This is a genomic window from Sulfitobacter sediminivivens, assembly GCF_042611115.2.
Taxonomy (GTDB): Bacteria; Pseudomonadota; Alphaproteobacteria; order Rhodobacterales; family Rhodobacteraceae; genus Sulfitobacter; species Sulfitobacter sediminivivens.
Genome location: NZ_JBHGAR020000004.1, coordinates 117426 through 143358, shown reverse-complemented (window position 1 = coordinate 143358; position 25933 = coordinate 117426). Strand labels below are relative to the sequence as shown.

26 protein-coding genes are annotated in these 25933 nt (G+C 58.1%); 14 read left to right on the top strand and 12 right to left on the bottom strand.

Going from position 1 to position 25933, the window contains the following annotated elements; genetic code table 11:
- The first annotated feature begins 71 nt into the window (after positions 1 to 71).
- From ACEWL3_RS06520 to ACEWL3_RS06500, 5 genes are all read left to right on the top strand, one after another.
- The gene (locus ACEWL3_RS06520) at positions 72 to 434 is read left to right on the top strand and encodes an SUF system Fe-S cluster assembly protein (protein WP_386178270.1); all 363 of its coding nucleotides are present in this window, start codon (positions 72 to 74) and stop codon (positions 432 to 434) included.
- A 115-nt stretch (positions 435 to 549) separates the two neighbouring features.
- Positions 550 to 1158, top strand: coding sequence for a hypothetical protein (locus ACEWL3_RS06515; protein WP_386178268.1), 609 nt, complete (start codon positions 550 to 552; stop codon positions 1156 to 1158).
- A 133-nt stretch (positions 1159 to 1291) separates the two neighbouring features.
- On the top strand, positions 1292 to 1993 hold the full coding sequence (locus ACEWL3_RS06510; RefSeq protein ID WP_386178265.1) for a DUF3307 domain-containing protein: 702 nt from the start codon (positions 1292 to 1294) through the stop codon (positions 1991 to 1993).
- A gap of 55 nt (positions 1994 to 2048) precedes the next feature.
- Positions 2049 to 2411 (top strand): HesB/IscA family protein, encoded by a 363-nt coding sequence (locus ACEWL3_RS06505; RefSeq protein ID WP_386178262.1) that lies wholly within the window; start codon positions 2049 to 2051, stop codon positions 2409 to 2411.
- Positions 2408 to 2737, top strand: a complete 330-nt coding sequence (locus tag ACEWL3_RS06500) for a TfoX/Sxy family protein (protein ID WP_386178259.1) — start codon at positions 2408 to 2410, stop codon at positions 2735 to 2737. The genes ACEWL3_RS06505 and ACEWL3_RS06500 overlap by 4 nt, the downstream gene beginning before the upstream one ends.
- Before the next feature lie 3 nt (positions 2738 to 2740).
- Here the strand turns inward: ACEWL3_RS06500 and ACEWL3_RS06495 are convergent, their stop codons facing one another.
- A complete protein-coding gene (locus tag ACEWL3_RS06495; RefSeq protein WP_386178256.1) occupies positions 2741 to 3646 on the bottom strand; it encodes an isopenicillin N synthase family dioxygenase in 906 nt (301 codons plus the stop codon).
- A gap of 121 nt (positions 3647 to 3767) precedes the next feature.
- Here ACEWL3_RS06495 and tpiA point away from each other — a divergent pair, with 121 nt between their 5' ends.
- Positions 3768 to 4517, top strand: a complete 750-nt coding sequence (tpiA, locus tag ACEWL3_RS06490) for a triose-phosphate isomerase (protein ID WP_386178253.1) — start codon at positions 3768 to 3770, stop codon at positions 4515 to 4517.
- A gap of 97 nt (positions 4518 to 4614) precedes the next feature.
- On the opposite strand, the gene ACEWL3_RS06485 is transcribed toward tpiA, so the two are convergent.
- From ACEWL3_RS06485 to ACEWL3_RS06465, 5 genes are all read right to left on the bottom strand, one after another.
- Positions 4615 to 5991: a TRAP transporter large permease gene (locus ACEWL3_RS06485; protein WP_386178250.1), complete on the bottom strand. Its 1377-nt coding sequence runs from the start codon at positions 5989 to 5991 to the stop codon at positions 4615 to 4617.
- Between the two features lie 4 nt (positions 5992 to 5995).
- A complete protein-coding gene (locus ACEWL3_RS06480; RefSeq protein WP_386178248.1) occupies positions 5996 to 6676 on the bottom strand; it encodes a TRAP transporter small permease in 681 nt (226 codons plus the stop codon).
- 89 nt (positions 6677 to 6765) lie between these two features.
- Entirely contained in the window at positions 6766 to 7767 is a 1002-nt protein-coding gene (locus tag ACEWL3_RS06475; protein WP_386178245.1) for a DctP family TRAP transporter solute-binding subunit, read from the bottom strand.
- A gap of 241 nt (positions 7768 to 8008) precedes the next feature.
- A complete protein-coding gene (locus ACEWL3_RS06470) occupies positions 8009 to 9238 on the bottom strand; it encodes a sigma-54-dependent transcriptional regulator (protein WP_386178242.1) in 1230 nt (409 codons plus the stop codon).
- Positions 9235 to 10977 carry an ATP-binding protein gene (locus ACEWL3_RS06465; protein ID WP_386178239.1) on the bottom strand — a complete coding sequence of 581 codons (1743 nt, stop codon included), beginning with the start codon at positions 10975 to 10977 and terminating at the stop codon, positions 9235 to 9237. Before ACEWL3_RS06465 ends, ACEWL3_RS06470 begins: the two co-directional genes overlap by 4 nt.
- 71 nt (positions 10978 to 11048) lie before the next feature.
- Here ACEWL3_RS06465 and ACEWL3_RS06460 point away from each other — a divergent pair, with 71 nt between their 5' ends.
- A complete protein-coding gene (locus ACEWL3_RS06460; protein ID WP_386178236.1) occupies positions 11049 to 12230 on the top strand; it encodes a cytochrome P450 in 1182 nt (393 codons plus the stop codon).
- Positions 12231 to 12239: 9 nt separating this feature from the next.
- Here the strand turns inward: ACEWL3_RS06460 and ACEWL3_RS06455 are convergent, their stop codons facing one another.
- The gene (locus tag ACEWL3_RS06455; protein ID WP_386178233.1) at positions 12240 to 12686 is read right to left on the bottom strand and encodes a universal stress protein; all 447 of its coding nucleotides are present in this window, start codon (positions 12684 to 12686) and stop codon (positions 12240 to 12242) included.
- Between the two features lie 138 nt (positions 12687 to 12824).
- Positions 12825 to 13286, bottom strand: coding sequence for an Lrp/AsnC family transcriptional regulator (locus ACEWL3_RS06450; RefSeq protein WP_386178230.1), 462 nt, complete (start codon positions 13284 to 13286; stop codon positions 12825 to 12827).
- Between the two features lie 144 nt (positions 13287 to 13430).
- On the opposite strand from ACEWL3_RS06450, the gene cysG reads away from it, so the two are divergent.
- The 6 genes from cysG (at position 13431) to ACEWL3_RS06420 (ending at position 18940) form a co-directional block, all read left to right on the top strand.
- Positions 13431 to 14861, top strand: coding sequence for a siroheme synthase CysG (gene cysG / locus ACEWL3_RS06445; RefSeq protein WP_386178227.1), 1431 nt, complete (start codon positions 13431 to 13433; stop codon positions 14859 to 14861).
- A gap of 1 nt (position 14862) precedes the next feature.
- Positions 14863 to 15159 carry a DUF2849 domain-containing protein gene (locus ACEWL3_RS06440; RefSeq protein WP_386178225.1) on the top strand — a complete coding sequence of 99 codons (297 nt, stop codon included), beginning with the start codon at positions 14863 to 14865 and terminating at the stop codon, positions 15157 to 15159.
- Entirely contained in the window at positions 15159 to 16838 is a 1680-nt protein-coding gene (locus ACEWL3_RS06435; RefSeq protein WP_386178222.1) for a nitrite/sulfite reductase, read from the top strand. The genes ACEWL3_RS06440 and ACEWL3_RS06435 overlap by 1 nt, the downstream gene beginning before the upstream one ends.
- A complete protein-coding gene (locus ACEWL3_RS06430) occupies positions 16828 to 17619 on the top strand; it encodes a phosphoadenylyl-sulfate reductase (RefSeq protein WP_386178219.1) in 792 nt (263 codons plus the stop codon). The genes ACEWL3_RS06435 and ACEWL3_RS06430 overlap by 11 nt, the downstream gene beginning before the upstream one ends.
- The gene (locus ACEWL3_RS06425; RefSeq protein WP_386178216.1) at positions 17616 to 18023 is read left to right on the top strand and encodes a DUF934 domain-containing protein; all 408 of its coding nucleotides are present in this window, start codon (positions 17616 to 17618) and stop codon (positions 18021 to 18023) included. The genes ACEWL3_RS06430 and ACEWL3_RS06425 overlap by 4 nt, the downstream gene beginning before the upstream one ends.
- Positions 18024 to 18091: 68 nt before the next feature.
- Positions 18092 to 18940 (top strand): ferredoxin--NADP reductase, encoded by an 849-nt coding sequence (locus ACEWL3_RS06420; RefSeq protein ID WP_386178213.1) that lies wholly within the window; start codon positions 18092 to 18094, stop codon positions 18938 to 18940.
- 94 nt (positions 18941 to 19034) lie between these two features.
- Here the strand turns inward: ACEWL3_RS06420 and ACEWL3_RS06415 are convergent, their stop codons facing one another.
- On the bottom strand, positions 19035 to 19700 hold the full coding sequence (locus ACEWL3_RS06415) for a hypothetical protein (protein WP_386178211.1): 666 nt from the start codon (positions 19698 to 19700) through the stop codon (positions 19035 to 19037).
- Positions 19701 to 19880: 180 nt separating this feature from the next.
- Between ACEWL3_RS06415 and infC the strand changes: the two genes are divergently transcribed.
- A complete protein-coding gene (infC, locus tag ACEWL3_RS06410) occupies positions 19881 to 20453 on the top strand; it encodes a translation initiation factor IF-3 (protein ID WP_435000595.1) in 573 nt (190 codons plus the stop codon).
- A gap of 112 nt (positions 20454 to 20565) precedes the next feature.
- On the opposite strand, the gene ACEWL3_RS06405 is transcribed toward infC, so the two are convergent.
- From ACEWL3_RS06405 to ACEWL3_RS06395, 3 genes are all read right to left on the bottom strand, one after another.
- Positions 20566 to 22431, bottom strand: coding sequence for an OmpA family protein (locus tag ACEWL3_RS06405; RefSeq protein ID WP_386178208.1), 1866 nt, complete (start codon positions 22429 to 22431; stop codon positions 20566 to 20568).
- A gap of 212 nt (positions 22432 to 22643) precedes the next feature.
- The gene (locus tag ACEWL3_RS06400) at positions 22644 to 23435 is read right to left on the bottom strand and encodes an FAD binding domain-containing protein (RefSeq protein WP_386178205.1); all 792 of its coding nucleotides are present in this window, start codon (positions 23433 to 23435) and stop codon (positions 22644 to 22646) included.
- 113 nt (positions 23436 to 23548) lie between these two features.
- Positions 23549 to 25912, bottom strand: coding sequence for a xanthine dehydrogenase family protein molybdopterin-binding subunit (locus tag ACEWL3_RS06395; RefSeq protein WP_386178203.1), 2364 nt, complete (start codon positions 25910 to 25912; stop codon positions 23549 to 23551).
- Positions 25913 to 25933: the final 21 nt, after the last annotated feature.

The following is a 25933-nucleotide window of genomic DNA, read 5'->3' as shown; positions in this document are numbered from 1 at the left end:
TCAGAGCCGCCCACTGGACGGCGGCCGCCTCAAACCCTATATAAACACTCAGGAACATAAATGAGGCCAAGATGACCGACCAGACACACCCGCTTGAAGGCACACCGCTGATTGCGCCGTCATCGACTGATCATCCGCTTTACGAAGCAGTTGTTGAGGCCTGTCGCACCGTCTATGACCCTGAAATCCCAGTCAATATCTACGAACTTGGATTGATATATACCATTGATATCAATGACGAAAATGAAGTTGATATCAAGATGTCGCTGACCGCGCCCGGCTGTCCTGTTGCGGGCGAGATGCCTGGTTGGGTGGCTGATGCCGTTGAACCGCTGGCCGGGGTCAAGCAGGTTGATGTGGCCCTTGTCTGGGAACCGCCTTGGGGGATGGACATGATGTCGGATGAGGCGCGGCTTGAACTTGGGTTCATGTAAACACTGCCTGACCTGTGTCGTCCCTCTGCATTTTCTTACTCATGTCTTTACGCCAAGCGTCACGGTTGCGTGGCGCGTTACTTCCTGCGACATTGTGTAAAACGAGGGACGACAGATGACGAAATGGGCCGTTTTTACTGGCGACATTGTGAAATCGTCAGACATGACGTCAGATGAATTATCGCTTATTTTCAAAAACCTGGATGCCGCCGCCGCGGATATTGGCGCGTGGCAGGGTACGGCTGCGCCGCTAACCCGGTTTCGGGGTGATGGCTGGCAAATGGCTGTGACACCGGACTTGTGTTTTCGGGCCGCAATTGCGGTGCGTGCAGCGGTTCAGCGGGCGGGCAAAGGGTTTGAAACCCGCATCGGCATCGGTCTGGGCACCGGGGATATCACCGGGGATGACCTGTCCGGGGCTGAGGGCACGGCTTTTGTCCGCTCCGGTCATGCGCTCGATGGGATGAAACGCGGCGTGCTGCTGTCCGCCCCTGACGCGCCCCTGCCCCTGCGCACCGCGTTGCCCTTGGCGGATCACATCATCAAAGGCTGGACCCGCCGGCAAGCCGAAGTTGCCTATCTGATGCTGCCGCCTGCCGGCCCCACCCAAATGGAGGTTGCTGCGACACTGGGGTTGACCCAGCAAACCGTACAGCAACAAATAGATAGCAGTGGCATTGTGCGCCTACTGGAAGTCTGTGACGTGATGGAGGAGGATAAATAACAGGTTAATATACCTGTATTTCAGATTAACAGGCTAATTAACCTGTATTTCAGGCGATCATGCGCATCCCGTTTTCCTTTCATGCCTCTTTTCACCACCAAACATTGACCCACAAACCGCATCGGACCCCGACATGCCCGACCTCTTCATGCAAACGGCAATTGCGCTGCTCACCGGCCATGTATTCGCTGATTTTGTGTTTCAAACCAATTGGATCATCGCACATAAACGCAGACCGGCGGTCTTGGCGTTACATGCTGCCATCGTGTTTTTGTGCACGGCGATTGCGCTGGGCGGCAATCTGCAACTGGCGCTTATCATTGCGGTTATCCATTTTGTGATCGATGCGGTCAAAACCTATAAACTTCCCGACACCCTCTGGGCCTATCTCAGCGATCAGATGACGCATCTGGTGACCATTGCGGTCGCCGCATGGTATATTCCCGATGCCGTGGCGACGGGATATTGGACGGATCATACCGATACCTTCTTGATGATTGCGGTTTTCACAACCGGGCTCATCGTCGCCACCCGTGCCGGTTTTCCGGCAATCGGTTACCTGATGGCAAGTTTCTCCGTTAAGGACAACTCGGAGGGCCTTGAAAATGCAGGAAAGATCATCGGTATACTGGAACGCACGCTGATCTATCTGATGGTGATCATCGGTGAGCCGACAGGCATCGGTTTCCTCATCGCTGCCAAATCCATCCTGCGGTTCGACACCGTCTCAAAGGACCGCGCGATCAGTGAATATGTGATCATCGGCACGCTTGCCTCGTTTGGCTGGGCGCTGGTTGTTGCCTTCATCACTCAGACGGTTATGAAATCGCTGTGAACCGCTTGAGAATGCACCGCCCCGCGCCTATCTTAGACGCATAGGAGTACACACCATGTTCGGCATCCCCGGCAAACAAGCGGTTACCATGACCCCAAAGGCCGCCAGCCAGATTGCAAAGCTTATGCAATCGGCAGGCCATGCAGGGCTGCGCATCGGCGTCAAAAAAGGCGGCTGTGCAGGCATGGAATACACCATGGAATATGTCGAAGCGACCGACCCCAACGACGAGGTTGTCGAACAGGATGGCGCACGGGTGATGATCGCGCCGATGGCACAGATGTTTCTCTTCGGCACCGAGATTGACTATGAAACGACGTTGCTCGAATCCGGCTTCAAATTCCGCAACCCCAATGTGACCGAGGCCTGCGGCTGCGGCGAGTCGATCAAGTTCGACGACGCGCTCGCCATCAAGTGAGCCTTGCTGAGGCGGATATCGCCTTTGCCAAAGAACTGTTCAGCGCCTTGCCAGATATCACGACCCGCCGCATGTTCGGCGGCATGGGTATTTATGCGGGCGGCGTGATCTTTGCGCTCATGCGGTCCGATGCGCAGATATTGATCAAATCCCGGGACAGCGCCTTTGACGCCAAACTCAGCGGCATGGGCGCGCAAAAATGGACGTATACCCGCAAGAACGGCGCGGAATCGTCCATGCCATACTGGACATTGCCCGATGCCGCTGTTGATGATCCCGACCTTGCCACAGCGCTTGCCCGCGAGGCCCTTGCGCTGCTGCGCTGACGTCTACCGCTTTTGCAGGTGCACGTAGGTTTCGTTATAGCGCCGCGACAGATGATCGCCTGCCAGCACCACCTCATCCGACCCCATCGGGGCCACGTTGGTTTCATGGCTTGGGTTAAAGAACAACGGCACCGATATACGCTCTGCCTTGCCGCCGACCACGCGGTGTGGCGTGGCGCGCACCGCACCATCGCTCCAAAACTCCATCATCTCGCCAAAGTTGATGATGAACTCACCGGGTTCTGCACTCAGCTGGATCCAGCCGCCCCCGCGTCTGCGCACCTCAAGTCCCGGTGATCCATCCGTCGCAAGCAGCGTCAGACAGCCATAATCGGTATGGGTGGCAATGCCAAAGTCCTTGGCCCCGGCCCACACCGGGCGCGACGGATAATAATTGCCCCTGAGCAAGGCCATCGGCGCATCAAAAGCCCCGTCAAACACATCACGCGGCGCATCAATTGATTGCGCAACACCGCGCAGCACCGCCATCGCAACAGCACAGGCATCGGTATAATAGCGGCCAATAATCTGTTCAAAACCTTTCGGTTTGGTTGGCCACCTGTTCGCGGCATAAAACGGATTGCTCAGCCGCGGATCATCCTTGGGCAGGCTTAAACCGCTGTCAAAGAACTGTTTGTAATCAGGGTTGGCATCCGGGTCGACCTGTTCGGACCCAGCCGCGCCCCAGCCCCGGTTCGAGCCGGTCTTTGACATGTCATAGGGGGCCTTATCCGCCTCAGGCAATTTGAAAAACTCGCGGTAGGTCTCAATCACCTCGCGCACGCGCGCGCCGTCCAGAGCGGTGTTATGAACCGTTGCAAAGCCAACTTCGGTTGCAGCCACATGCATGTCGCGCAGTGCCTGCGCATCACCGCCGCTTAAGCGGACCAAATCGATTCTCGGGATCATTGCAGAACTCCTCGTTTCGCGCACTCCCTAACGCGCATCCAGGGGATGCAAAACCCTATTCGTTGCTGTGATTTGCAACGGGTGCTATTCAGGTATTCAACACTTTAGAAAAAGGCACCTCATGCGACGCAAAATAGCCGCCGGAAACTGGAAAATGAATGGTACTTCTGCCGCACTGGCAGAGCTTGAGGCGCTGGCACCTCATCTGGTCCAAGATGGCCCCGACGTGGTGATCTGCCCGCCCGCGCCGCTGCTTTACCGGGCGGCAGAAATGGCCAAGGCGTCAGGCATCCATATCGGCGCACAGGATTGCCACATGCAGGCTTCTGGCGCGTTCACCGGCGATATTTCTGCCGCGATGGTTGCGGATACGGGTGCCACATTTGTGATTGTCGGCCATTCCGAACGGCGCGATGCCCATGAAGAGACCAACGGCGATGTGCGTCAAAAGGTCAAATGCGCATGGGCCGCGGGCCTCACCGCGATCCTGTGCATCGGTGAAAGCGGAGAGGACCGCGCGGCCAACAATACGCTGGATATCATCGGTGGCCAGCTTTCAGGGTCCCTGCCCGATGCGATGACCGCCACCAACACCGTCATTGCGTATGAACCGATCTGGGCCATCGGCACCGGACTGGTCCCAAGCCTTGAGCAGATCATCGAAGTGCATGATTTCATCCGAGCGCGGCTGATCACCCGATTTGGCCATGACATTGGAAATGCCATCCCCCTGCTCTACGGTGGGTCGGTCAAACCCGACAATGCGGAAACCATATTCAAAGCCGAAAACGTCGATGGCGCGCTGGTTGGCGGTGCTTCCCTCAGGGCCAGCGACTTTGCCCCGATCATCGCGGCCCTCGCTGCGTCTTAACAATTCACCCTTTCTTAAATACCGATGCATCACACATGCAAAAGGGCGGCACATCGATCTGACATGCCGCCCTTTCAAATTGCCCTGCGCAACCGCGCTATTTGGTGATCAGTTCCGGCCCCATCATCAACGTCGGCAGCCATGTGGAAATGATCGGGATATAGGTCACCATGATCAGGAACACAAAGAGCACGGCGGTGAACGGCAATGCCGCGCGCACCACCGACATCATCGGCATATTGGCCACGCCCGAAGTCACAAAGAGGTTCAGACCCACAGGTGGCGTGATCATCCCGATCTCCATGTTGACCACCATGATGATGCCCAGATGAATCGGGTCAATGCCCAATTCAATCGCAATCGGGAACACCAGCGGTGCCACGATCACCAAGAGGCCAGATGGCTCCATGAACTGACCGCCGATCAGCAAGATCACGTTGACGATGATCAAGAACATGATCGGGCCGAACCCGGCATCCAGCATTGCGGCTGAAATCTGCTGTGGGATCTGTTCGTCGGTCAGCACGTGCTTGAGGATCAGCGCGTTGGCGATGATGAACATCAGCGTGACCGTCAGTTTGCCCGCCTCAAACAATGTATTGCGCACATCGCGGTGCCAGAAAACCGACACCAGCGCCATTGGCTTGTTGATCAGGGATATGTTGTTGCCGTCACCTTTGACGTGCAGCGGCCCCATATCGCGATAGACAAAACACGCGATCAGAAAGGCGTAAACTGCCGCCACCGCTGCCGCTTCTGTGGGGGTAAAGATACCGCCATAGATGCCGCCAAGGATGATCACGATCAGCATCAGACCCCAACCGGCGTCCCTGCCTGCCTCAAATGCCTCACCCCAACCGCGCCATTCGCCCTTCGGCAGGTTCCTCACCTTGGCAATGATGTAGATCGTCACCATCAACATGGTGCCGGCCATCAGACCCGGAATGACGCCCGCGAGGAACATCCGGCCCACCGACACATCCGTTGCGGACGCATAGACCACCATCACGATCGACGGCGGGATCAGAATGCCCAATGTCCCGGCGTTGGCGATGACGCCTGCCGCGAAATCCTTGGTATAGCCCACCTGCCGCATCCCTGCGATCACGATGGAACCGATGGCAACCACCGTCGCGGGCGACGACCCTGACAAGGCTGCAAAGAGCATACAGGCAAAAACACCGGCAATAGCCAGACCCCCGGGCAAGTGACCCACAAGCGCGATGGAAAACCGGATGATCCGTTTCGCCACCCCCCCGGTCGACATGAACGACGACGCCAGAATAAAGAACGGGATAGCCAGCAGCGTGTAATGGCCTGCCATTGCCTGAAACAAGGTCTGGGCAATGGATGCCAGCGAGGTGTCACTGAGCACCAGCAGGAACAGAATGGACGACATGCCAAGCGAGACCGCAATGGGCACACCGATGAGCATCAGACCGACAACCATCGTGAAAAGAATAAATACTTCCATGATCTTATCTTTCCGCGTTCATGTGTTTGACGGCGTCGACATCATCTTCGGCCTCGTGGCTCACGATCATGCTTTCCTTTTCGCCCGATAGGATTCGCAGTGTCGCCTGAACGAACCGAAACAGCAGCAATGCCATGCCAATGGGCAGGATTGCATAAGGAATGAAACGCGGCAGTTTTTCGTAGGTTTCACCCTGGTTCATCAAAGGTTCAATAAAGCGCAGCCAATCCGGGATCGGCGTTTCTGCCACTTCGTACCATGCCTGATCGCGGCTGTTTTCAAACCCCGTGGGGAACCAGCGGCCTGATGTGGCATCGAGCCCTGCAAAAGGTGCCCAATAATCCCACGCGCCCTTCAGCAGGAAAATCGAGTAGATGATACAGATGACACCCACCACCACGGCCAGCACCTTGCGCGGCCCCTTGTCAAAAAGGTTGATTACCGCGTCAACGCCAAGATGCGCTGTGACCTTGACCGCATAACTTACGCCGAACAGCACCAGCCAGGCGAACAGGAACGTCACTGCCTCAAGACCCCAGATGATGCCGGTGTTAAACCCATAGCGCAGCACCACGTTGATGAATGTGATGATCGTCATGATGCCAAGGATCAGCGCAATTGCGGTTTCCTCGAATTCGTGCACGAAACGGCCCATAGGCCCCCGTGGCTCATAATGAGAAGACATGGCCCCTCGCCCCCTTTGAATGACAGATATGTCAAATCGTCCGGCCCCACGTATATGGGGGCCGGACAATATCGCAAAACGAATTTGGCTTAGAACCCTGCGTTGATCGCCTGTGCGGCGTCGATGTTTTCCTGGCCGATATCACCGACAAACTGGTCCCAGACCGGTTTCATCGCATCAACCCAAGCCTGACGCTGTGCATCGTCCAACTCAACAATCTTGCCACCAGCGTCCAGAATGGCCTGACGGGCATCCATGTCCACCTGGCCAACGGCCGCGTTACGCTCGGTGGTTACCTCTTCGACGATGGTCGCCAACTGCGTGCGCACATCTTCTGGCAGGCTATCCCACCAGTCGGTTGACACAACGAGCATGTAGTCAAGCACACCGTGGTTGGTTTCGGTCGTGCCGTCCTGCACTTCAAAGAACTTCTGGCCATAGATGTTCGACCAGGTGTTTTCCTGTCCATCCACAACACCGGTCTGCAGCGCGCCGTAGACTTCAGAGAACGCCATTGGCTGGGGTGACACGCCAATTGCTTCCATTTGCGCCTTGATCACTTCGGATGGCTGCACGCGGAATTTCAGGCCTGCGGCATCCGTAGGCAATATCAGTGGCTTGTTGGCCGACATCTGCTTCATGCCATTGTGCCAAAACGCCAGACCCACAAGGCCGCGACGCTCCATCGACATCTTCATGTTTGCGCCAGCTTCAGAGTTCTGGAACTCGTCCACGGCTGCAATGTTCTTGAAGACGAAGGGCAGATCGAAAATGCGGAACACTTTGGTGAACTGTTCGAACTTAGACAGCGACGGTGCCGCCATCTGAACGTCACCCTGCAACATCGCTTCCAGCACTTTATCATCGTCATAAAGTGTTGAGTTCGGGAACACTTCCATGCAGGCTTTGCCGTTCATTTCGTCGTTCACGCGCTGTTCAAGCAGCGATGCAGCCAGGCCTTTGGGGTGTTTGTCAGAGTTCGTAACGTGGCTCAGCTTGATGACAATCTCGCCATCATCACACGCAGCGGCAACAGCACCGGCGCTGACGGAAAGGGTCAGGGCCACAGTGGCAGCGGTCAAAAATTTCATGGTGTCTCCTCCCAGAGAATAGAATCAGTCGGTTCGGCATCCGAAGGAATGCGCTGACCGCATAAGATCGCGATATACCGCCGGTCACAAGGTTGTGTTGGACGCAATGTGGGCATGATCAACTCACATTGTATTTCAAATAGTTACGCGGGCTTCTTAACAAACTTCCGGCACACAAAGGACCCATCTGTGCGAAAATCCGCACTGCCGCTCTGCCCTTTGTGCGGGATTCCGCACAGGTTCAGTCGCGAAAGTCTTCGGTCTTGATCCCATAGCGCGTGAGCTTGTCATAGAAAGTCTTGCGCGGCAGCTTGAGCGCCTCTGCGGCCGCACTCGCCTGACCGTGTGCGCGACGCAAGGCAGCCTCAAGCAGGGATTGTTCCACATGCGCCATCTGTTCCGCCAGCCCAAGCGCAGCGTCCTGTTCGCCTTCATCTGGCAGGCCCATCACAAACCGCATCGCCGCCGACATCAATGCGCGTGCATTGCCGGGCCAGTCGCGTGCCATCAACCCACCCACCACCTGCGGGGTAACCTCCGGGGCGCTTTGGCCCGATTGTTCGGCGGCGATGTCCACATAGCGGCGAAACATCACCGGAATGTCTTCGGGCCGCTCTGCAAGGGAGGGGATGCGCACAGTCAGCACCTCCAGCCGGTAATAAAGATCCCCATTAAATCGTCCCGCGCTGACCTCTGCCGCCAGATCCTGCGTGCTGCCCGCGATCAGGCGCACTGGCGTGCGGCCTTCCACCGCTTCGCTCAGGGTAAGTTGAAGTTGTGCGGGCAACTGTCCAATTTCATTGATAAAAAGGCTGCCGCCTTCTGCCTCGCTCAAAATTTCGCTAAGTGCATCCGGACTTAACCCGGCTGCGGCGCGTTTGACAAAAGGTGCCTTGGACCGGCCAGAACTCAGATGGATCACTTCTGCCACCTTTGACACACCCGCACCGGGCGCGCCCGTCACCAGCACATCCCCGTCTGTCTGTGCCACCAATCGCACTTGTTTGCGCAGGGCATTGGCCAGATCAGAGGTGCCAAAAAGCATCCGGGCCGCCGGATCACCCGTTTCAACCAAGCGCCGCAGACGGCGGTTGTCGAGCACCAGCGCCCGGGTTTTCAACGCCCGTTCCAGCACGCTGAGCAATTCAGCAGGCGCACAGGGTTTCTCCAAAAACCCAAACGCGCCCTGGCCCATAGCCTCAACCGCCATGGGAATATCGCCCTCGCCCGTTAACAAGATGACCGGCAAATCGGGGTCTTGCTTGCGCGCATATTCCAACAGATGAAACCCGTCGCGCCCCGGCATCCGCATGTCTGACAGAATCACGCCCTCAAACTTGTCGGTGATCCGATCCTTGGCGGCCACAAATGACCCTGCCGTAAGCGCCTTTATGTCCGCTAATTCCAATGTCTGCGCCAGTGCCTCGCGCACTGCCGCATCGTCATCGACCAACAGAACGGTGCGTATCATGCCGCCTTTGCCCCTTCTATCGACCGCTCCAGCGTCACCGAGAACAACGCGCCGCCCTGAGGCATGTTGCTGCCGCTGATTTGCCCGCCAAAGCTTTGAACGATGCCATAGCTGATGGAAAGGCCCAGCCCCATGCCCCCGGTGCTGCCCACTGATTTTGTTGTGTAGAAAGGGTCAAAAACCTTGTCCGGCATTTCAATGCCCGGTCCGGTGTCCCGAAAATTGACGGTCAAGGGATCCGCGTCGTTGATGGTGACAGTCAGGGTCTTGACCTCACTTGCGGCCATCGCATCAACCGCATTGGTGATCAGATTGACAAACACCTGGCCCAACCGCACCTCACCGCCACGCACCATCAGCGGTCTGTCAGCGGGTTCATACTCCAGGCGCACGCCTGCGTCTTCGATATGCCCCTGGGTCAGGTCCAGTGCCGATTGCAGAACGGCACCCAGGTCAACGTTTTCCTGCGGCCCGTTTTCCTGACGGGCAAAAGCGCGCAGGTTCTGAATGATCCGCCCCATCCGCCGCGCCATATCCGAAATGCGGGTCAGGTTTTCGGTGGCCCGCTCAGGCACACCACGCTCCACGAACTGCACGGCGTTTTCCGCAAACGACCGGATCGCCATCAGCGGCTGGTTCAATTCATGGCTGATGCCCGCAGACATCTGGCCCAAGGCACTGAGCTTGCCCGCCTGCACCAGATCGTCCTGTGCGCGGCGCAACGCCTTTTGCGCCTCTTCACGTTCGGCGGCCTCACGCAGCAGTTTTGCGTTGGTTTCGCGCAAGGCCAATGTACGCTCTGCCACCCGCCCCTCAAGCTGCACGTTGGCCCCGGCCAAGGCGCGCCTGCGCTCTGCGGCCAGGAACAACAGAGATCCAAAGGCAAGGCAAAGCGCCGCAACCGCCAGCGCCTGTGACAACGCAAAGGCCTGCACCTGGCTGACGTCCAGCAGCACCTCGCCGCGCATCCCAATGACCGGCAATTCCCGCGTCAGGTGCAGCGCATCACCGGGCAAATAGCGCCCCCAGCCCAGATGCCAGACCTCATGGCCGCCGGGGTGGGTCTCCGAAAATTCGGGGGCCGCACCGACAGGCGGGACCAGGCCTGCCATGCCTTCGGGCCGTTGCCAGAACAACAACTCGGACCTGTTTGAAATATAGACGATGCCCTGATCGTCGGTAAAGAATGCCGCCGGGTTAGTGCCGCGCCAATTGTAGTCTATGCCGTTGAGATCGGTGATGACCACCACCGCGCCCTGCACCTGGCCCGCGGCATCAAAAACCGGTGCCGCATGGTAAAACGCCCGTTTGGTCAGCGGCAGCCCCGGCCCATGCCCCCAGCCCAACGCACCCCGCAATGCGCGCTGAACATGGGCTTGACCGCTCATGTCGCGGGGAAATTCATTTTGCGCCGCGACCCTGACCCGGCCTGACCTGTCCAGCACCGCAACATCCAGTGCTGCGGTTTTGTCTGCCACCTCTTGCAGCAGCCGCGCGGTTGCCTGCGCATCCGTGCCTGCCAGCTGTGCCTTGATCTGTGGGTGGTCAGCCATCAACACCGCCAGATCCCGGTAGCGCTGCAATTGCCCGACCAACCGGTCCCCCGCCAATGCCAGATCGGCCTGACCGCGCGCATCAAGCTGATCAAGCCCCTTGACGTAGCCATAGCGCCAAACTGCGCCAGCAAGGACCAGCACAACCGCAAGGAAAGCCAGCACAAGGGCGGCTCGTTGGCGCATCGAGTTGTTCATGCGCCAAGTTTGCACGAGCCCCCTTGCAAAGACCAGTCCCAGCGGGTTCATGTGGCCTCATGAAAATGCTCAACCTTTCTCCACTGGACCCTGATTTTGTCCAAGACCCCTATGCCGCCTACGCCCGTGCCCGCCGGGATGGACCGGTGCTGTTCTGGCAAGACTACGGGATGCTGGCGGCCTTTGATGCGGCCACCGTGCAGGCGCTCTTGCGGGATCGGCGATTGGGCCGCGAGGTGCCCGAGGGCATGCGCAAACCTTACCCTGCGCATCTGTCCGACTGGGGAAAGGTCGAGGCACATTCAATGCTGGAACTGGAGCCTCCCCGCCACACCCGCCTGCGCGGTCTGGTGCTGCGTGCCTTTACCTCGCGCCGGATTGCCGGGCTCAAGCCGGATATTGAACAGGTCACCGCCGACTTGCTGGCCACTTTGCCGTCTGATCCATTTGATCTGATCCCCGCCTTTTGTGCGCAACTGCCTGTACGGATCATCGCGCGGCTGCTGGGCGTGCCAGAAGACATGTGGCGCGATCTTTTGCAGTGGTCGAACACCATGGTCGCGATGTATCAGGCAGGCCGCAGCCGCGCGATCGAGGATGCTGCAAATCAGGCATCGCGCGACTTCACCACGTTCCTGCGCGGCTATATTGATCAGCGCCGAAATGACCCCCGCGATGATCTGATCACCCATCTGATTGCCGCCGAAGAAGACGGTGAAAAACTAAGCACGGATGAATTGATTGGCACCTGTATCTTGCTGTTGAATGCGGGCCACGAGGCAACCGTGCACAGCCTCGGCAACGCGGTGAAATGTCTGCTGGACCATCGCACACCCCTCGCCCTGCTGAACCCCGATCATATCGCAACAACTGTTGAGGAACTGCTGCGCTTTGATCCGCCACTGCATATGTTTACGCGATTTGCCTATGAGGATATTGCGCTGGGGGATGTCGCCTTGGAAAAAGGGGATGAAATTGCCCTGATGCTGGGTGCTGCCGGTCGCGACCCGGCGGTGTTCGAGAACCCCGATACATTTGATCCGACACGCCCCGCCAAACCCCATGCGGCCTTTGGCGGGGGTCTGCATTTTTGTGTCGGCGCGCCGCTTGCACGTTTGGAATTGCAGATCGCCCTGCCCGCGCTTTTTGCACATCTGCCAAACATGACGCTGGCAGAGGTTCCGCGATATGCCAATGCCTATCATTTTCACAAGTTGGATCAATTGGTGATCCAGCCATAGCCGAAAACCTTAGACGACTGTCAAACTTGGGCATTTCGCCAGATGATTGACCCGCAAAGATGTGCTGCCCTGAAGCAAGGACCCAATTGCCCCAAGTCCTCGACGGCCCGTCACAATCAGATCCGCACCGCAACTTTCTGCGCAGGCGACAATATGGTCGGCGGGATCGCCGCTCTCGCTGTAGGTCTGCTTGATCGTCTGGTTGTGTTCTTTGGCAATGACCTTGCCAGCGTCAAGTATCTTGTCGGCGGCTTGTTGAACCTCTTCGGCGGATGGCATTGTCGTCGCCGCGTGATACCCTGCAACCGCCCCCATCGCAAAGGCAACAGTGTGTGGCTGCGGCGTGTGCACCAGATGTATTTCTGATCCGCATTTTTCAGCCAATTGGCATGCCAGCCGAAGCGCATTTTCGGACATCTCTGACCCGTCAAAACCGACAACTATTTTCTCAAACATATTCGTCCCCTCTTGGTTCATTCGCCAAACACTAGAGGATTTCACCAAGCGTTCCCTTGATTTGCATCAATGCCGAATTTATGTGGGATTTCGGGGTGAGGCAGCTTTGTTCAACCGGCACCCCAAACCGGTGCCGCGTTACAGCGGCAACATCACAGTCGACTTGATTTCTTCCATCGACAACAGCGCCGTTACATTGTGCACGCGCACTTCTGAAATCAGCGCCTGATAGAAAGCATCATAGGCCCGCGCGTTCTTGACCCGGACCTTGAGGATATAATCGATGTCGCCCGCCAAACGGTGCGCTTCCTGCACCTCGGGGCGGTCTTGCAAAGCTTTCAGAAACCGCGCCTGCCATGCCGCCTCATGCTCTGATGTGCGGATCAGAACAAAAAAGCACGCCTCAAACCCCAGCGCCTCCGCATCCAGCATCACCGTCTGCTGTCCAATCACGCCGGCATCCCGCATTTTGCGAATCCGGTTCCATACCGGCGTCTTGGAAGAGCCCACATTTTTGGCAATATCGTCCAAAGACTGGCTGGCATCGCGCTGCAGCTGGGCCAAAATCTTCCGGTCTGTGTCGTCGATCCGAACGCTCATCCTGTGCTTCCTTCAATTATGGTCCTGCTGTTTAGAACCGCGCATCAGATAGAACAGGCGTTCTTATCTGTCCAGACATCTGGCGCATTATTGGGAATATTTCCTATATATGGAATCAAGAGTAACGCCAAAGCAGGTGCCGATATGGATCATTTTCCCATCTTTCTGTCCACAAAGGGCCAGCGCATCGTGCTGTCCGGGGGGCGTGATGCAGCACTGGCCAAACTGCGCCTGCTGATGAAAAGCGAGGCAAAGATCAGTGTCTTCGCCGCAAACGCCGCCCCCGAAATCGCCGCTTGGGCCGACGCTGGGAAACTGGCCCTGCACCCCCGCGCGCTGCAAAGCGGTGATGTCACAGGTGCCGCCCTCTTTTATGCCGCGGACGAAGATGCGCCCGAAGATGCTCGCACCGCCGCCATTGCCCGATCCGAAGGCGCGTTGGTCAACATCGTCGATAATCTCGCCGACAGCGCCTTCATCACGCCCGCAATTGTCGACCGTGACCCCGTGACCATCGCAATCGGTACCGAAGGGGCGGCCCCCGTGCTTGCCCGCGCGATCAAGGCCGATCTTGAGGAACGCCTGCCCACCACGCTTGGCACCCTTGCGCGCATCGGCAAGACCTTTCGCAGGGCCGCCGACGCCCTGCCTTTTGGCCGCGCCCGCCGCGATTTCTGGCGCGACTTTTATTTTAACACTGGCCCCAAGGCGATTGCCGATGGCGAAGCCGGGGTCAGGCCGGCGCTCGACACGCTGCTGGATGACCACCTGGGCAAAACCGCCCGTCCCGGTCATGTGGCCTTTGTTGGCGGCGGTCCGGGCGATCCTGAGCTTTTGACGCTCAAAGCCCGCCGTGCGCTTGATGAGGCGGATGTGGTGATTTACGACCGTCTGATCAGCCCCGAAATCCTCGAACTTGCGCGCCGCGAAGCGGTGATGATTGACGTGGGCAAAGAGGGCTTTGGCCCGTCCACCGCGCAAGGCACAATCAATGATTTACTGGTTGAACATGCCCTGAAAGGCGCGCAGGTCGTGCGCCTCAAATCCGGTGATGCCACGGTCTTTGGTCGTCTTGACGAAGAGATCGACGCGGTCGACGCCCATGGCATCGGATGGCACATCGTGCCGGGCATCACGTCGGCATCTGCCGCCGTCGCCACGATTGGCCAAAGCCTGACGCGCCGGGGCCGCAACGCGTCTGTCCGGTTTATTACGGGCCATGACATGAAGGGCTTTGCCGATCATGACTGGGCCGCACTTGCCCGCCCGAACGAAGTTGCCGCGATCTACATGGGCAAAAAATCCGCGCGCTTTGTTCAAGGTCGCTTGCTGATGCACGGCGCAGACCGCGCCACCCCCGTCACGGTGATCGAAAACGCCTCTCGCCCCGACCAGCGCATTCTAGAAACCTCGCTGGCGCAGTTGCCCACCGATCTGGCAGCGGCGCAGATGTCGGGCCCGGCGCTCACCTTCTACGGTCTGGCCCCACGGGCCGCCCTCGCGTCACACCGACGTAATACCGACGTGATACTGACGCAAAATCAACAGCCCTTTTCCTATCAGGAGGCCCTTTGACATGGCCAAGCCTTTTACCCCCAAAGTCGTCACCGGCAATGCCCTTTTGGAAGGCGATGTCATCTATCAAACCGCAACAGGCTGGACCCGCCAATTGGCAGAGGCCGAGGTTCTCACCGATGAGGCCGACGCCGACCTGCGCCTGATTGATGCCAGTGCGCAGCAAGACCTCGTTGTGGGTGTGTATCTCGCCGATGTGACGCTTCAAGACGATACGCCCCACCCCACCCATTTCCGCGAAGATTTTCGCGCCAAAGGCCCGTCGAACTATGCGCACGGCAAACAGGAGACGCTGTAATGTACCACTACACCGATTTTGATGCCGAATTTCTCGCCACCCGCAACGCACAGTTTCGCGCGCAGGTTGAACGCCGTATTGACGGGTCATTGACCGAGGATGAATTCAAACCTCTGCGCCTGATGAACGGTCTCTATCTCCAATTGCACGCCTATATGCTGCGCGTCGCGATCCCTTACGGCACGCTGAATGGTGCGCAAATGCACAAGCTCGCGGATATCGCGGACAAATGGGACAAGGGCTATGGCCACTTTACCACCCGTCAGAACATCCAGTACAACTGGCCTGAACTGCGCGATGTGCCAGATATGCTCGATGCGCTGGCAGAGGTGAACCTGCACGCGATCCAGACTTCGGGCAACACGATCCGCAATGTCACGGCAGACCACTTTGCAGGGGCTGCTGCAGATGAGGTTGCCGATCCGCGTCCCGTGGCCGAACTTATTCGCCAATGGTCGACGGACCACCCTGAATTTCAATTCCTGCCGCGCAAATTCAAGGTGGCGGTCACAGGTTCGGCCAATGACCGCGCTGTGATCAAGGCGCATGACATCGGCTTGCGTATTCTGGAACGCGACGGCGAGATTGGATATGAAGTGATCGTCGGCGGTGGCCTTGGCCGCACCCCGATGATTGGCAAAGTGCTCAATGAATTTCTGCCACAGGCGGATTTGCTGCCCTATCTTGAGGCCATCGTCAGCGTCTACAACCTGCTGGGTCGGCGCGACAACAAATACAAGGCCCGCATCAAGATCACCGTGCATGAGAACGGCATCGACGATATCCGCGCGCGGGTTGAAGAACGCTTTGCACTGATCCGTCCGCAGTTTACCGGCGTGGATCAACAGATGCTTGCCCGGATTGAGGCGGATTTTGCCCAGCCATCATACAAAACCGCGAGCGACGACCCATTTCGCAACGCCTATCAGCATGATCCACTGTTTCGCAGTTGGGCCGACACCAACATTAGCGAACACCGCGCGCCGGGATATGCAATTGTGTCGATCAGCCTCAAGGCACATGGCAAGACACCGGGCGACGCCAGCTCAAGCCAGATGCGGCTGATGGCGGAGCTCGCCAAACGCTATGGCCACGATGAACTGCGCATTAGCCACGAACAGAATGTGATTATGCCACATGTACACCGTGCCGATCTGCCATCAGTGTTCTCAGCGTTGCGCGCGGCGGGGCTTGGCACCGCCAATATCGGGCTGATCAGCGATATCATCGCCTGCCCCGGCATGGATTATTGCGCGCTGGCCACGGCCCGTTCGATCCCCGTCGCCCAGCAAATCGCCACGCGCTTTGATGAACTGAAACTGGAACATGACGTGGGCCCGCTCAAGATCAAAATCTCGGGCTGCATCAATGCCTGCGGGCATCACCATGTGGGCCACATCGGCATTCTCGGTCTCGACCGCGCAGGTGTTGAAAATTACCAGATCACACTGGGCGGGGATGGCACAGAAGACGCAGCACTGGGCGAACGTGCGGGCCCCGGTTTCTCGGCCGAAGCAATCGTTCCGGCCATTGAAACGCTGGTGTTGACCTATCTTGACCTGCGCGCCGAGCCGTCCGAGACATTCCTGCAAACCTACAAGCGCCTCGGTCTGGCCCCGTTCAAGGCGGCCCTCTACCCTGAGGATCAGTCTCAGAAAGACCGGGCAAATGCCGCTTGATCACCCTGATCTTCACCCTTTTAAAAATACCGATGCGCCGGGGCCTGTAACGGGTGCCGCGCTGGTGGAAAGGGTTGTCCGCCTCAACACGGACTTGCGCCACCACAGCGCCACAGATGTATTGCGCGCGGCGGTGCGCGAAGTGCCGAACCTTGCCTTGGTGTCCAGCTTTGGCGCGGAATCGGTGGCGCTCTTACACCTCGCTTCCATGGTGAAACGCGATCTGCCGGTGCTTTTCATCGACACAGAGATGCTTTTCGCCGAAACGCTGGTCTATCAACAGGAACTCACCGAACGGCTGGGGCTGCACAACGTCTCTATCCTGCGGGCGGCTGATATCGCAAAGCATGACCCCGATGGCACCTTACATCAAACCGACCCCGATGCCTGCTGTGGCCTGCGCAAAACCGCGCCTTTGGCTGAGGCCTTAAAGGGTTTTGATGGTTGGATCACCGGGCGCAAGCGGTTTCAGTCGGGCGCGCGCGCCGCTTTGCCATTCTTCGAGGTTGAGGCCGTCAGCGCGGACGCGCCAGCGCGGATCAAGGTTAATCCGCTGGCATTCTGGCATGCCAAGGACGTGTCTGATTACATCGATGAAAACCGGCTGCCGCGTCATCCTCTGGTCGCGCGCGGCTTTCCCTCCATTGGGTGTGCACCGTGCACCTCACCGGTCAGATCAGGTGAAGACTCCCGCGCAGGCCGTTGGAGAGACACACCAAAAGATGAATGTGGCATCCATTTTGAGAATGGCAAAATGGTGCGAACAGGAGCGAACACATGACACAACTTATAAACGATACCGGTTTCGTCGCGGACGACTGGACCCAAGGGTTCTGCAATCAGGGTGCGGCAAACGACTGTGTGGCTCTTGACCTGCCGTCTGACGCGGACCCCGGCGCGATCAATTTGACGGGTCTCAAGATGATCCGCGTTGATTTCCCGTCATCCGCAGATGGCCGCGGCTTTACCATCGCTCGGGCGCTGCGGTTGCGCGGATACACCGGGCGTCTGCGCGCGCACGGCGCGGTGCTGTCTGATCAATATGCGATGGCGCGGCGAGCCGGTTTTGATGAAGTCGAGGTAGACAGTGCCATCGCCGCCCGCCAGCCTGCTGATCAATGGCTGTTCCGCGCCAATTGGCAACAGAACGATTATCAATCCCGATTGCGCGGCGCTGCGACCTAAAGCTGCGTTGCCCTCACCCCTCCCTTCTTTTAAGACAAGGCCGCAGGCACCTGCTTGCGAGATGAATAATGACTGAGCAAACACCCGTGAACCAAACCGCCGCCAAACCCGTACCGACCCTGCCGGACGCGCAAAAAGTAACGTCTGTGAAACACTGGACTGACCGATTGTTTTCCTTTCGCGTCACCCGGCCCGCCTCGTTGCGGTTCCGGTCCGGTGAATTTGTGATGATCGGCCTGATGGGCGATCCTGACCCGGTGACGGGCAGGCAAAAGCCGCTGCTGCGCGCCTATTCCATTGCGTCACCGGCTTGGGACGACGAGTTGGAATTCTATTCGATCAAGGTGCAGGACGGGCCGCTGACTTCGAAGCTGCAGCATATCCAGCCCGGCGATCAAATCATTCTGCGCCCCAAACCTGTGGGCACGCTGGTGCATGACGCCCTGTTGCCCGGCAAGCGGCTGTGGTTCTTTGCCACCGGCACAGGCTTTGCACCTTTCGCGTCGCTTTTGCGCGAACCGCAGACCTATGAGGACTATGATGAGGTGATCATCACCCATACCTGTCGCGATGTGGCTGAGTTGGAATATGGCCGCACCCTGATCGCAGAGCTGCAGGCGGATGAGATGATGCAGGAACTGATCGGTGCCGAAAATCTGGCCAAGATCCGCTACTACCCGACCACAACCCGCGAACAAAGCCCCAAGATGGGCAGGATTACCACCTTGCTTGAAAACGGTACCTTGTTCAGCGATCTGGGGATTGACGGCATTTCACCACAGACAGACCGCGCGATGGTTTGTGGATCCATCGGGCTGAACACTGACCTCAAGAAGATCCTCGAAGGGTTCGGCCTTGAGGAAGGGGCAAATTCAGACCCCAGGCACTATGTCGTTGAAAAGGCCTTTGTCGGTTAAAATCAACGGCCTTTGGAAAAGTAGTAAAGAAAAAGCCGCGCCCTTCTTCAAGGGCGCGGCTTTCTTTAGTCGATGTGATTGAAGTCTGATCAGATCAGAGGTTCATCGCGTCGCGGATCTGTTCCAGCAAGGCCTTAAGCGCGTCCGGATTGTCCTTTGCGGCCTGAACGCCGTTGGTCAACGTGGTTTTCTGCAATGGACCAAGATCGGACTCTTCGATCATCGCCGTCACTTTATCCAGATCAAAGCCTTCAACGGTCAGCAGCTCATCTGCCATGGCAGCGTCAACTGATTGGGTTGCTGTTTCGGTGGCTTGAGTTGCAGCATCAGCTGCCTCATCAACGGCCTCGGCTGCATCAGTCGCTGCCTCGGTTGTGGCTGCTGCCGCCTCTGCCGCTGCGGCCTCCGCTTCTGCTGCGGCCTGTGCCGCTGCCGCTTCCACTTCGGCTGCTGCCGCTTCAGCTGCCGCTGCTGCTTCAGCTTCTGCCGCTGCTGCTGCTTCTGCTGCCGCGGCTTCTGCCGCTGCTGCTGCTTCGGCTGCTTCAACTTCGGCTGCTGCTGCCGCTTCGGCGGCTTCTGCTTCGGCTGCCGCTGCTGCTTCTGCCGCAGCTTCGGTTTCAGTTGTGGTATCAACCGGCTCTGGTGCTGTCACAGCCTCGGCCGTGTCTGTCGCCATTTCGGTGGCGGATTTGCCCGAATACAGCATATAACCGCCGATCGCGATCACGGCAGCAATGATAATCCAAATAATATTCTTCATGTTCTGGTCCCCTTATGGCGGGCCTCGGTGGTCTTGCATGTGCATCCCGGCCCTCTGATGGTCCAAATGCGCGTCAAACCAAGAAGGTTCAAGTGGAAATTCTTTTCGCATGCCTGCTTAGGCTGAATTTTGCGGCTTGAAGATGTCCGGTGCCGCGTCTACCTTGCAAATTCGAAAATTGTGAACAATCAAAGGACAATCACCATCGCTCGCAGACCCCATAATGCGCCGCCGCAACGCGACACCGGCCCGCGCGTCAACGAGAATATTCGTTCCCCTGAAATCCGCCTGATTGGTGCAGACGGCGAAAACGCCGGCGTCGTGACCCCGACACGTGCCATGGAAATGGCCGAGGAAGCCGGACTTGATCTGGTTGAGATTTCGCCAAACGCCAATCCACCCGTGTGTAAGATCATGGATTTTGGCAAGTTCAAATACGAGACGCAGAAACGCGAAGCCGAAGCGCGCAAGAAGCAAAAGATCATCGAGATCAAAGAGGTCAAGTTCCGTCCGAATACGGACACGAATGACTACGATGTGAAAATGCGCAATGTTTTCAAGTTTCTGGAAAATGGCGACAAGGTGAAAATCACCCTGCGTTTCCGGGGCCGTGAGATGGCGCACCAGAACCTAGGCCGCGAATTGCTGGAACGGGTTGCCGAAGACACCAAAGATGTGGGCAAGGTCGAGAACTTTCCAAAGATGGAAGGCCGCCAGATGGTGATGCTGATTGGACCTTTGCCAAAAAGCTGATCATACGCGCTTCCCTTTGCCACTTGGCTGAAGGGGCAAACGCATAGAACCCGTCGATAAAAAAAAGCCCCCGCTGTGACGCAGGGGCTTTTTTTCGTTTCAAGGGTCGAACTTACCGCAGTAAGCCGGTGATGTTGCGCACAACCGCCCGGCGGTTCGCAGCCTCAGAAGCCAGCGTCGGTATTTTGAGCGCAGATTCACCATAGCCTTGGGTGATCATGTTTTCCGGGGGCACATTGAAATATTCCGTCAAGGCCAGAGCCACCGTTTCCGCGCGCCGATCCGAAAGGGCCAGATTATAGGTCGCATCGCCCACGGCATCAGTGTGCCCTTCGACCAGAATGACCGTGCGAGGATCCTGGCGGATCAGTTCACGCAAAGTGCCGCCAATGCGCGCCAGGCTACGCGCCTGCTCTGGCAAGATCGCCGCTGACCCGGTTTGAAAGCGGACCGCATCCAACTCTAGCTCCGGTGCCAGCGAACGCACCTGATTGATCTCGCGCACCTGACGCAATGAGAACGTCCTGTTCTGCGGCACCGCTGATTGCATTTCCAAAGCAGCACGCAGGGCATCCTCGGACTGCGTGCCCACGGATGCAAATCGTTGCTCGATCTGTGGCAGTTCATTTACCACAATTTCCTGCTCTTCCACGATGGTGTCATCAAACAGAACGTATTCACGGCCCTGAGGATCGACATTCACCCGGCGCAGAACCGACCCGTCACGGGCGCGGATGGTCACAATCTTGGATCCGTCAGGCTTCACCACTGTGCTACGGCTTGAGCCATCGCTGAATGTTTCTGTACGCACCTCATCGCCGGGGCGGCGGATCAGGGCATCGTCGTCCTTCAAGACACGCAAATCGCCATTTGGATCTTGTACAACCACCCGGTCACCGGATCGGCTGACAATCTTGTCGCCATTTTTCAGCACAGAGCCGACCACGACCGCACCCAGACCCAGCAACAGAGCTTTTTCAAATTTGCTCAGCCCGCTGTCTTCGGCCGGGGCGGCGGCAGGCGCAGTTGCCGTGGCTGCCGCCGTCGCTGGTGCCGCTGCCGCGGACCGGCTGGCAACAGATGTGTCAAACTCTTCATCCGACGTCCGCACTTCATCCGCTGTGACTTCCTCGGTTACAACAGTTGCTGTGGCCGTGCCTGCGTCAGCCTCGGCTGCAGCGGCTGCTGCGGCTTCCCGTTCTGCCTGGCGCTCTGCACGACGCTCCTCGCGGCGCGCAGCACGCCGTTCTTCACGCAGCGCTTCTTCAACCGCCGCTGCTTCGGCTGTCTGGGCGTCGGTGGCAGCCTGTGCATCCAAAGCGGCCTCTGCCGCTGCCGCTTCTTCCGCCAATTGTGCTTCCAGGGCTGCCTGTGCTTCCACGTCTGCTGCTGCGTTCGCTGCCGCAAGGTCAGCCGCTGCCTGATCTGCTGCCGCTTGGTCCGCTGCCGCCTGATCTGCTGCCGCCTGATCCGCTGCCGCCTGATCTGCTGCCGCTTGGTCTGCAGCCGCTTGATCTGCAGCCGCTTGATCTGCTACCGCCTGATCCGCTGCCGCTTGGTCTGCTACCGCCTGATCCGCTGCCGCTTGGTCATCTGCCGCTTGGTCTGCCGCGGCCTGATCCGCAGCCGCTTGGTCCGCTGCCGCCTGATCTGCCGCAGCCTGATCCGCAGCCGCTTGGTCTACTGCATCCTGATCCATCGCCTCATCCGAGGGTTCCTCGACGGCCTCCATCATGTCTTCGGTTATGGCTGCACCACTATCTTTGGCTGCCTTCAGGGCCTGGCGCAACGCTTTGCGGGCCTCCCTCAGATCCTTTTTGGACTCGATCAAATCGCCGGATTTCAAGGCACAGGGGAATTCGACCTGCTCTTTGGTGGGGCCGCAGGACACGGCCTCGGCCTGAGCAAAACCTGCCGTCGGCATCGCCAAAGCGATGCTGATGCTCAGGGAGGTTGTTGATTTTAGAAATTTTTTCATTGATGCAGTCCTTGCCGTTTTTTGACGCCGTTCAAGCAGCGCTTGCGTAACAACGCATATATCGCCAGCGGGTTCCGCTATCCAATATCAACGGCCGGAGGCATCGGGCGTTGTGGTTCATCAACCAACGCGGCTGCAGCTAACCATATCATAAAAAACAAAAAAACCGCCCCCAAAGATGAAGGCGGTCTTTCGCTGGTTCCAATGGCTTGTTATCCGATAGCAGCTACTGCGCGTTTTGTCATGACGCCCACCAGATGGGCGCGGTATGCCCCGGTGCCGTGCAGATCGCTGATCATATCCGTGCCATCGACACTCAGACCTGCCAGCGCATCCGCCGAGAAATTTGAAGTCAGCGCGGCCTCAGCCTCTGTCCACCGAAACACCCCATTATTGGATGCGCCCGTGATCGCGACACGCACGCCGTCGCTGAACTTTGCCACGAAAGCAGCCACAAGCGGGAACCGCGATGCCGGCTGAATGAACTTCTCATAATGCGCGGCGTTCGGAACCGGGAACTTGATTTCCGTGACGATTTCACCTTCTTCCAGTGCAGTGGCAAACATGCCCTGAAAATAATCGTCTGCTGCAATCTCGCGACTGTTGGTCACAACGGTGGCCCCACTGGCTAGCACCGCTGCGGGGTAACAGGCTGACGGGTCGTTGTTGGCCACCGATCCTCCGATGGTGCCGCGATTGCGCACCGCTGGATCGCCAATGCGCGCTGCCAGATTGGCCAGCGCCGGATAATGGGACGCCGCCTCGCGCATGACTGTGGCGTGGGTTGTGGCCCCGCCGATGCACAGCCGTCCCTCATCATCCGTACACACCCCCTGCATCTCATCAATATCGGTCAGTGACACCAATACCGACGGTGCCGCCAGCCGCGCCTTGAGCGTCGGGATCAAGGTCTGCCCGCCGCTGATCGGCTGCGCCTCGTCCCGCGTCATCGCCTGAACCGCGTCTGCGATGGTGGTGGGTCTTTCAACGTCAAAATTGTACATCTTGTTTCCTTCAACCTCGGGGCGATCGGCACGATCCCTGCCGCCTTCCCTTTCATTGTTCCGTAAATACTACCGGGGGTCCGGGGGCTGGCCCCCGGTCCCGTCGGTGCAACTCAAGAATTCATCGCCGCCCAGACCCGCGCGGGCGAAACGGGCATGTCGATATGCGCCACATCATGCCCCCCTGACCGCATTGCATCCAAAACCGCATTGACCACCGATGGCGGCGATCCGATGGCACCTGCCTCACCACAGCCTTTCACCCCCAAGGGATTGTGTGTGCAGGGCGTCTGGCAGGAATGATCCACGTCATAAAAGGGCAGATCGCTGGCCCGCGGCATCGCGTAATCCATATAGGACGCGCTGAGCAGTTGACCGTCGCTGTCATAAGAACAGTTTTCCAGCAATGCCTGACCGATCCCCTGGGCCAGCCCACCATGCACCTGACCCGTCACAATCATCGGGTTGATGATGTTGCCAAAGTCATCGGCGGCCGAGAACCTTTCGATCGTGACCTGACCCGTTTCGGGGTCAAGCTCGACCTCGCAGGCATACGCCCCGGATGGATACGTAAAGTTGGACGGATCATAGAACGCCGTCTCCTCAAGACCCGGCTCAATGTCATCAAGCGGATAGTTATGCGGCACGTAGGCGGCCAGTGTCACATCGCCCCAGGCCACGGATTTATCCGTGCCTGCCACGCTGAACGCTCCATCCTTCAGCTCAATGTCGGTCTCGGACGCCTCCAGAAGATGCGAGGCAATCTTTTTGGCTTTGGCGATGATTTTCTCGGTCGCCCGCACCATCGCCGATCCGCCAACTGCGATAGACCGGGACCCGTAGGTGCCCATACCCATCGGCCCGCGCCCTGTATCGCCATGCACGATCTCAACCATGTTTTCGTCGATGCCGATCATCTCTGCCACAACCTGCGCAAAGGATGTCTCGTGCCCCTGCCCGTGGCTGTGGCTGCCGGTCATGACGACCAGACCGCCAGTGGCGTTGACCCGGACCGTCGCAGATTCGTAAAGCCCCGCACGTGCGCCCAATTGCCCAACGAGGTTTGAGGGCGCAATGCCACAAGCCTCGATATAGCAGTTCATGCCAAAGCCACGCAGTTTGCCTTTGGCCTCCGACGCTTTGCGCCGCGCGGCGAACCCCGCGATGTCGGCCATCTCTTCGAGTTTGTCCATGGTGGCGACATAGTTGCCGGTGTCATATTCCACCGCCACAGGCGTGGCATACGGGAATTCAGTGATAAAGTTTTGCCGCCTCAGGGCTATCGGATCGACACCCAATTCATGCGCCGTCTTGTCAATCAGCCGTTCCAACTGGAAGGTGGCCTCGGGTCGGCCCGCACCGCGATAGGCGTCCACTGGCACCGTGTTGGTAAACACCGCCTTGACGTTCACATAGATCAACGGCGTCTTGTAGTTGCCTGCCATCAATGTGCCGTGCAGCCATGTTGGCACCGAAGGTGCAAAGGTGCTGAGATAGGCCCCCATGTTGGCATAGGTGTCGGTGCGCAATGCGGTAAAGTTGTTGTCCGCATCCAGCGCCAGTTCAATCTTTGTCACGTGGTCCCGGCCGTGCGCATCCGAAATGAACGCCTCAGACCGGCTCGATGTCCATTTTACCGGGCGATTACAGGCTTTGGCGGCAAATGTGCAAAACGCCTCTTCCTGATAGTGAAAGATTTTGGTGCCAAAGCCACCGCCCACATCCGGGGCCACAACGCGCAGTTTGTGCTCGGGAATGCCCAGGACAAACGCCCCCATCAACAGCCGGATCACATGCGGGTTCTGCGAGGTGGTGTAAAGCGTATGTTGTTCATCGCCACGGGCATAATCCGCCACTGCTACGCGCGGTTCCATCGGATTGGCGACCAGCCGGTTGTTGACCAGTTCCAGCGTCGTTACATGCGCCGCATCCTTGAACGCCTGATCCACAGCGCCTTTGTTTTCCTCAACAAATCCCCAGTCATAACAAAGGTTTGAAGTGAGATCATCATGTACCTTGGTTGCCCCGTCCTTGACCGCTTCTTTCATATCGATGACGGCGGGCAGTTCATCAATGTCAACCACAATGGCTTCTGCGGCATCGCGGGCCTGCTCAAGTGTATCGGCCACCACGGCGGCAATCGGTTCGCCGACATGGCGGACTTTTTCATGGGCCAGCACCGGGTGGCGCGGTTCCTGCATCGCTTCGCCATGTCTGTCGGTCACCTGCCAGCCGCAGGGCATACCGCCCACTTCGGTGAAATCCGCACCTGTAAAGACCTTGACCACACCCGGCATGCCCTCGGCCGCGGATGTATCGACATTTGTCAGTGTGCCATGGGCCACGTCAGAGCGCAGGAAAAATACATGGGCCTGCCCCCGGATGTTGATGTCGTCTGTGTAGTTGCCTGCTCCGGTTAAAAACCGAACGTCTTCGCGCCGCTTGCTGCTGGCACCGATACCACCGTCCTTAGGCATAGTTCTTCCTCCCCGATTGGG

Excerpts from the sequence above, each read along its gene's own strand:
- ACEWL3_RS06455 (WP_386178233.1), bottom strand. The coding sequence starts at position 12,686 with ATGTTTGAGAAAATAGTTGTCGGTTTTGACGGGTCAGAGATGTCCGAA.
- ACEWL3_RS06510 (WP_386178265.1), top strand. The coding sequence starts at position 1,292 with ATGCCCGACCTCTTCATGCAAACGGCAATTGCGCTGCTCACCGGCCAT.
- ACEWL3_RS06515 (WP_386178268.1), top strand. The coding sequence starts at position 550 with ATGACGAAATGGGCCGTTTTTACTGGCGACATTGTGAAATCGTCAGAC.
- ACEWL3_RS06435 (WP_386178222.1), top strand. The coding sequence starts at position 15,159 with ATGTACCACTACACCGATTTTGATGCCGAATTTCTCGCCACCCGCAAC.
- ACEWL3_RS06520 (WP_386178270.1), top strand. The coding sequence starts at position 72 with ATGACCGACCAGACACACCCGCTTGAAGGCACACCGCTGATTGCGCCG.
- ACEWL3_RS06420 (WP_386178213.1), top strand. The coding sequence starts at position 18,092 with ATGACTGAGCAAACACCCGTGAACCAAACCGCCGCCAAACCCGTACCG.
- ACEWL3_RS06460 (WP_386178236.1), top strand. The coding sequence starts at position 11,049 with ATGAAAATGCTCAACCTTTCTCCACTGGACCCTGATTTTGTCCAAGAC.
- ACEWL3_RS06430 (WP_386178219.1), top strand. The coding sequence starts at position 16,828 with ATGCCGCTTGATCACCCTGATCTTCACCCTTTTAAAAATACCGATGCG.
- ACEWL3_RS06465 (WP_386178239.1), bottom strand. The coding sequence starts at position 10,977 with ATGCGCCAACGAGCCGCCCTTGTGCTGGCTTTCCTTGCGGTTGTGCTG.
- ACEWL3_RS06470 (WP_386178242.1), bottom strand. The coding sequence starts at position 9,238 with ATGATACGCACCGTTCTGTTGGTCGATGACGATGCGGCAGTGCGCGAG.
- ACEWL3_RS06400 (WP_386178205.1), bottom strand. The coding sequence starts at position 23,435 with ATGTACAATTTTGACGTTGAAAGACCCACCACCATCGCAGACGCGGTT.
- ACEWL3_RS06480 (WP_386178248.1), bottom strand. The coding sequence starts at position 6,676 with ATGTCTTCTCATTATGAGCCACGGGGGCCTATGGGCCGTTTCGTGCAC.
- ACEWL3_RS06475 (WP_386178245.1), bottom strand. The coding sequence starts at position 7,767 with ATGAAATTTTTGACCGCTGCCACTGTGGCCCTGACCCTTTCCGTCAGC.
- ACEWL3_RS06415 (WP_386178211.1), bottom strand. The coding sequence starts at position 19,700 with ATGAAGAATATTATTTGGATTATCATTGCTGCCGTGATCGCGATCGGC.
- ACEWL3_RS06485 (WP_386178250.1), bottom strand. The coding sequence starts at position 5,991 with ATGGAAGTATTTATTCTTTTCACGATGGTTGTCGGTCTGATGCTCATC.
- ACEWL3_RS06395 (WP_386178203.1), bottom strand. The coding sequence starts at position 25,912 with ATGCCTAAGGACGGTGGTATCGGTGCCAGCAGCAAGCGGCGCGAAGAC.
- ACEWL3_RS06450 (WP_386178230.1), bottom strand. The coding sequence starts at position 13,286 with ATGAGCGTTCGGATCGACGACACAGACCGGAAGATTTTGGCCCAGCTG.
- ACEWL3_RS06440 (WP_386178225.1), top strand. The coding sequence starts at position 14,863 with ATGGCCAAGCCTTTTACCCCCAAAGTCGTCACCGGCAATGCCCTTTTG.
- ACEWL3_RS06505 (WP_386178262.1), top strand. The coding sequence starts at position 2,049 with ATGTTCGGCATCCCCGGCAAACAAGCGGTTACCATGACCCCAAAGGCC.
- ACEWL3_RS06495 (WP_386178256.1), bottom strand. The coding sequence starts at position 3,646 with ATGATCCCGAGAATCGATTTGGTCCGCTTAAGCGGCGGTGATGCGCAG.
- tpiA (WP_386178253.1), top strand. The coding sequence starts at position 3,768 with ATGCGACGCAAAATAGCCGCCGGAAACTGGAAAATGAATGGTACTTCT.
- cysG (WP_386178227.1), top strand. The coding sequence starts at position 13,431 with ATGGATCATTTTCCCATCTTTCTGTCCACAAAGGGCCAGCGCATCGTG.
- ACEWL3_RS06405 (WP_386178208.1), bottom strand. The coding sequence starts at position 22,431 with ATGAAAAAATTTCTAAAATCAACAACCTCCCTGAGCATCAGCATCGCT.
- ACEWL3_RS06425 (WP_386178216.1), top strand. The coding sequence starts at position 17,616 with ATGACACAACTTATAAACGATACCGGTTTCGTCGCGGACGACTGGACC.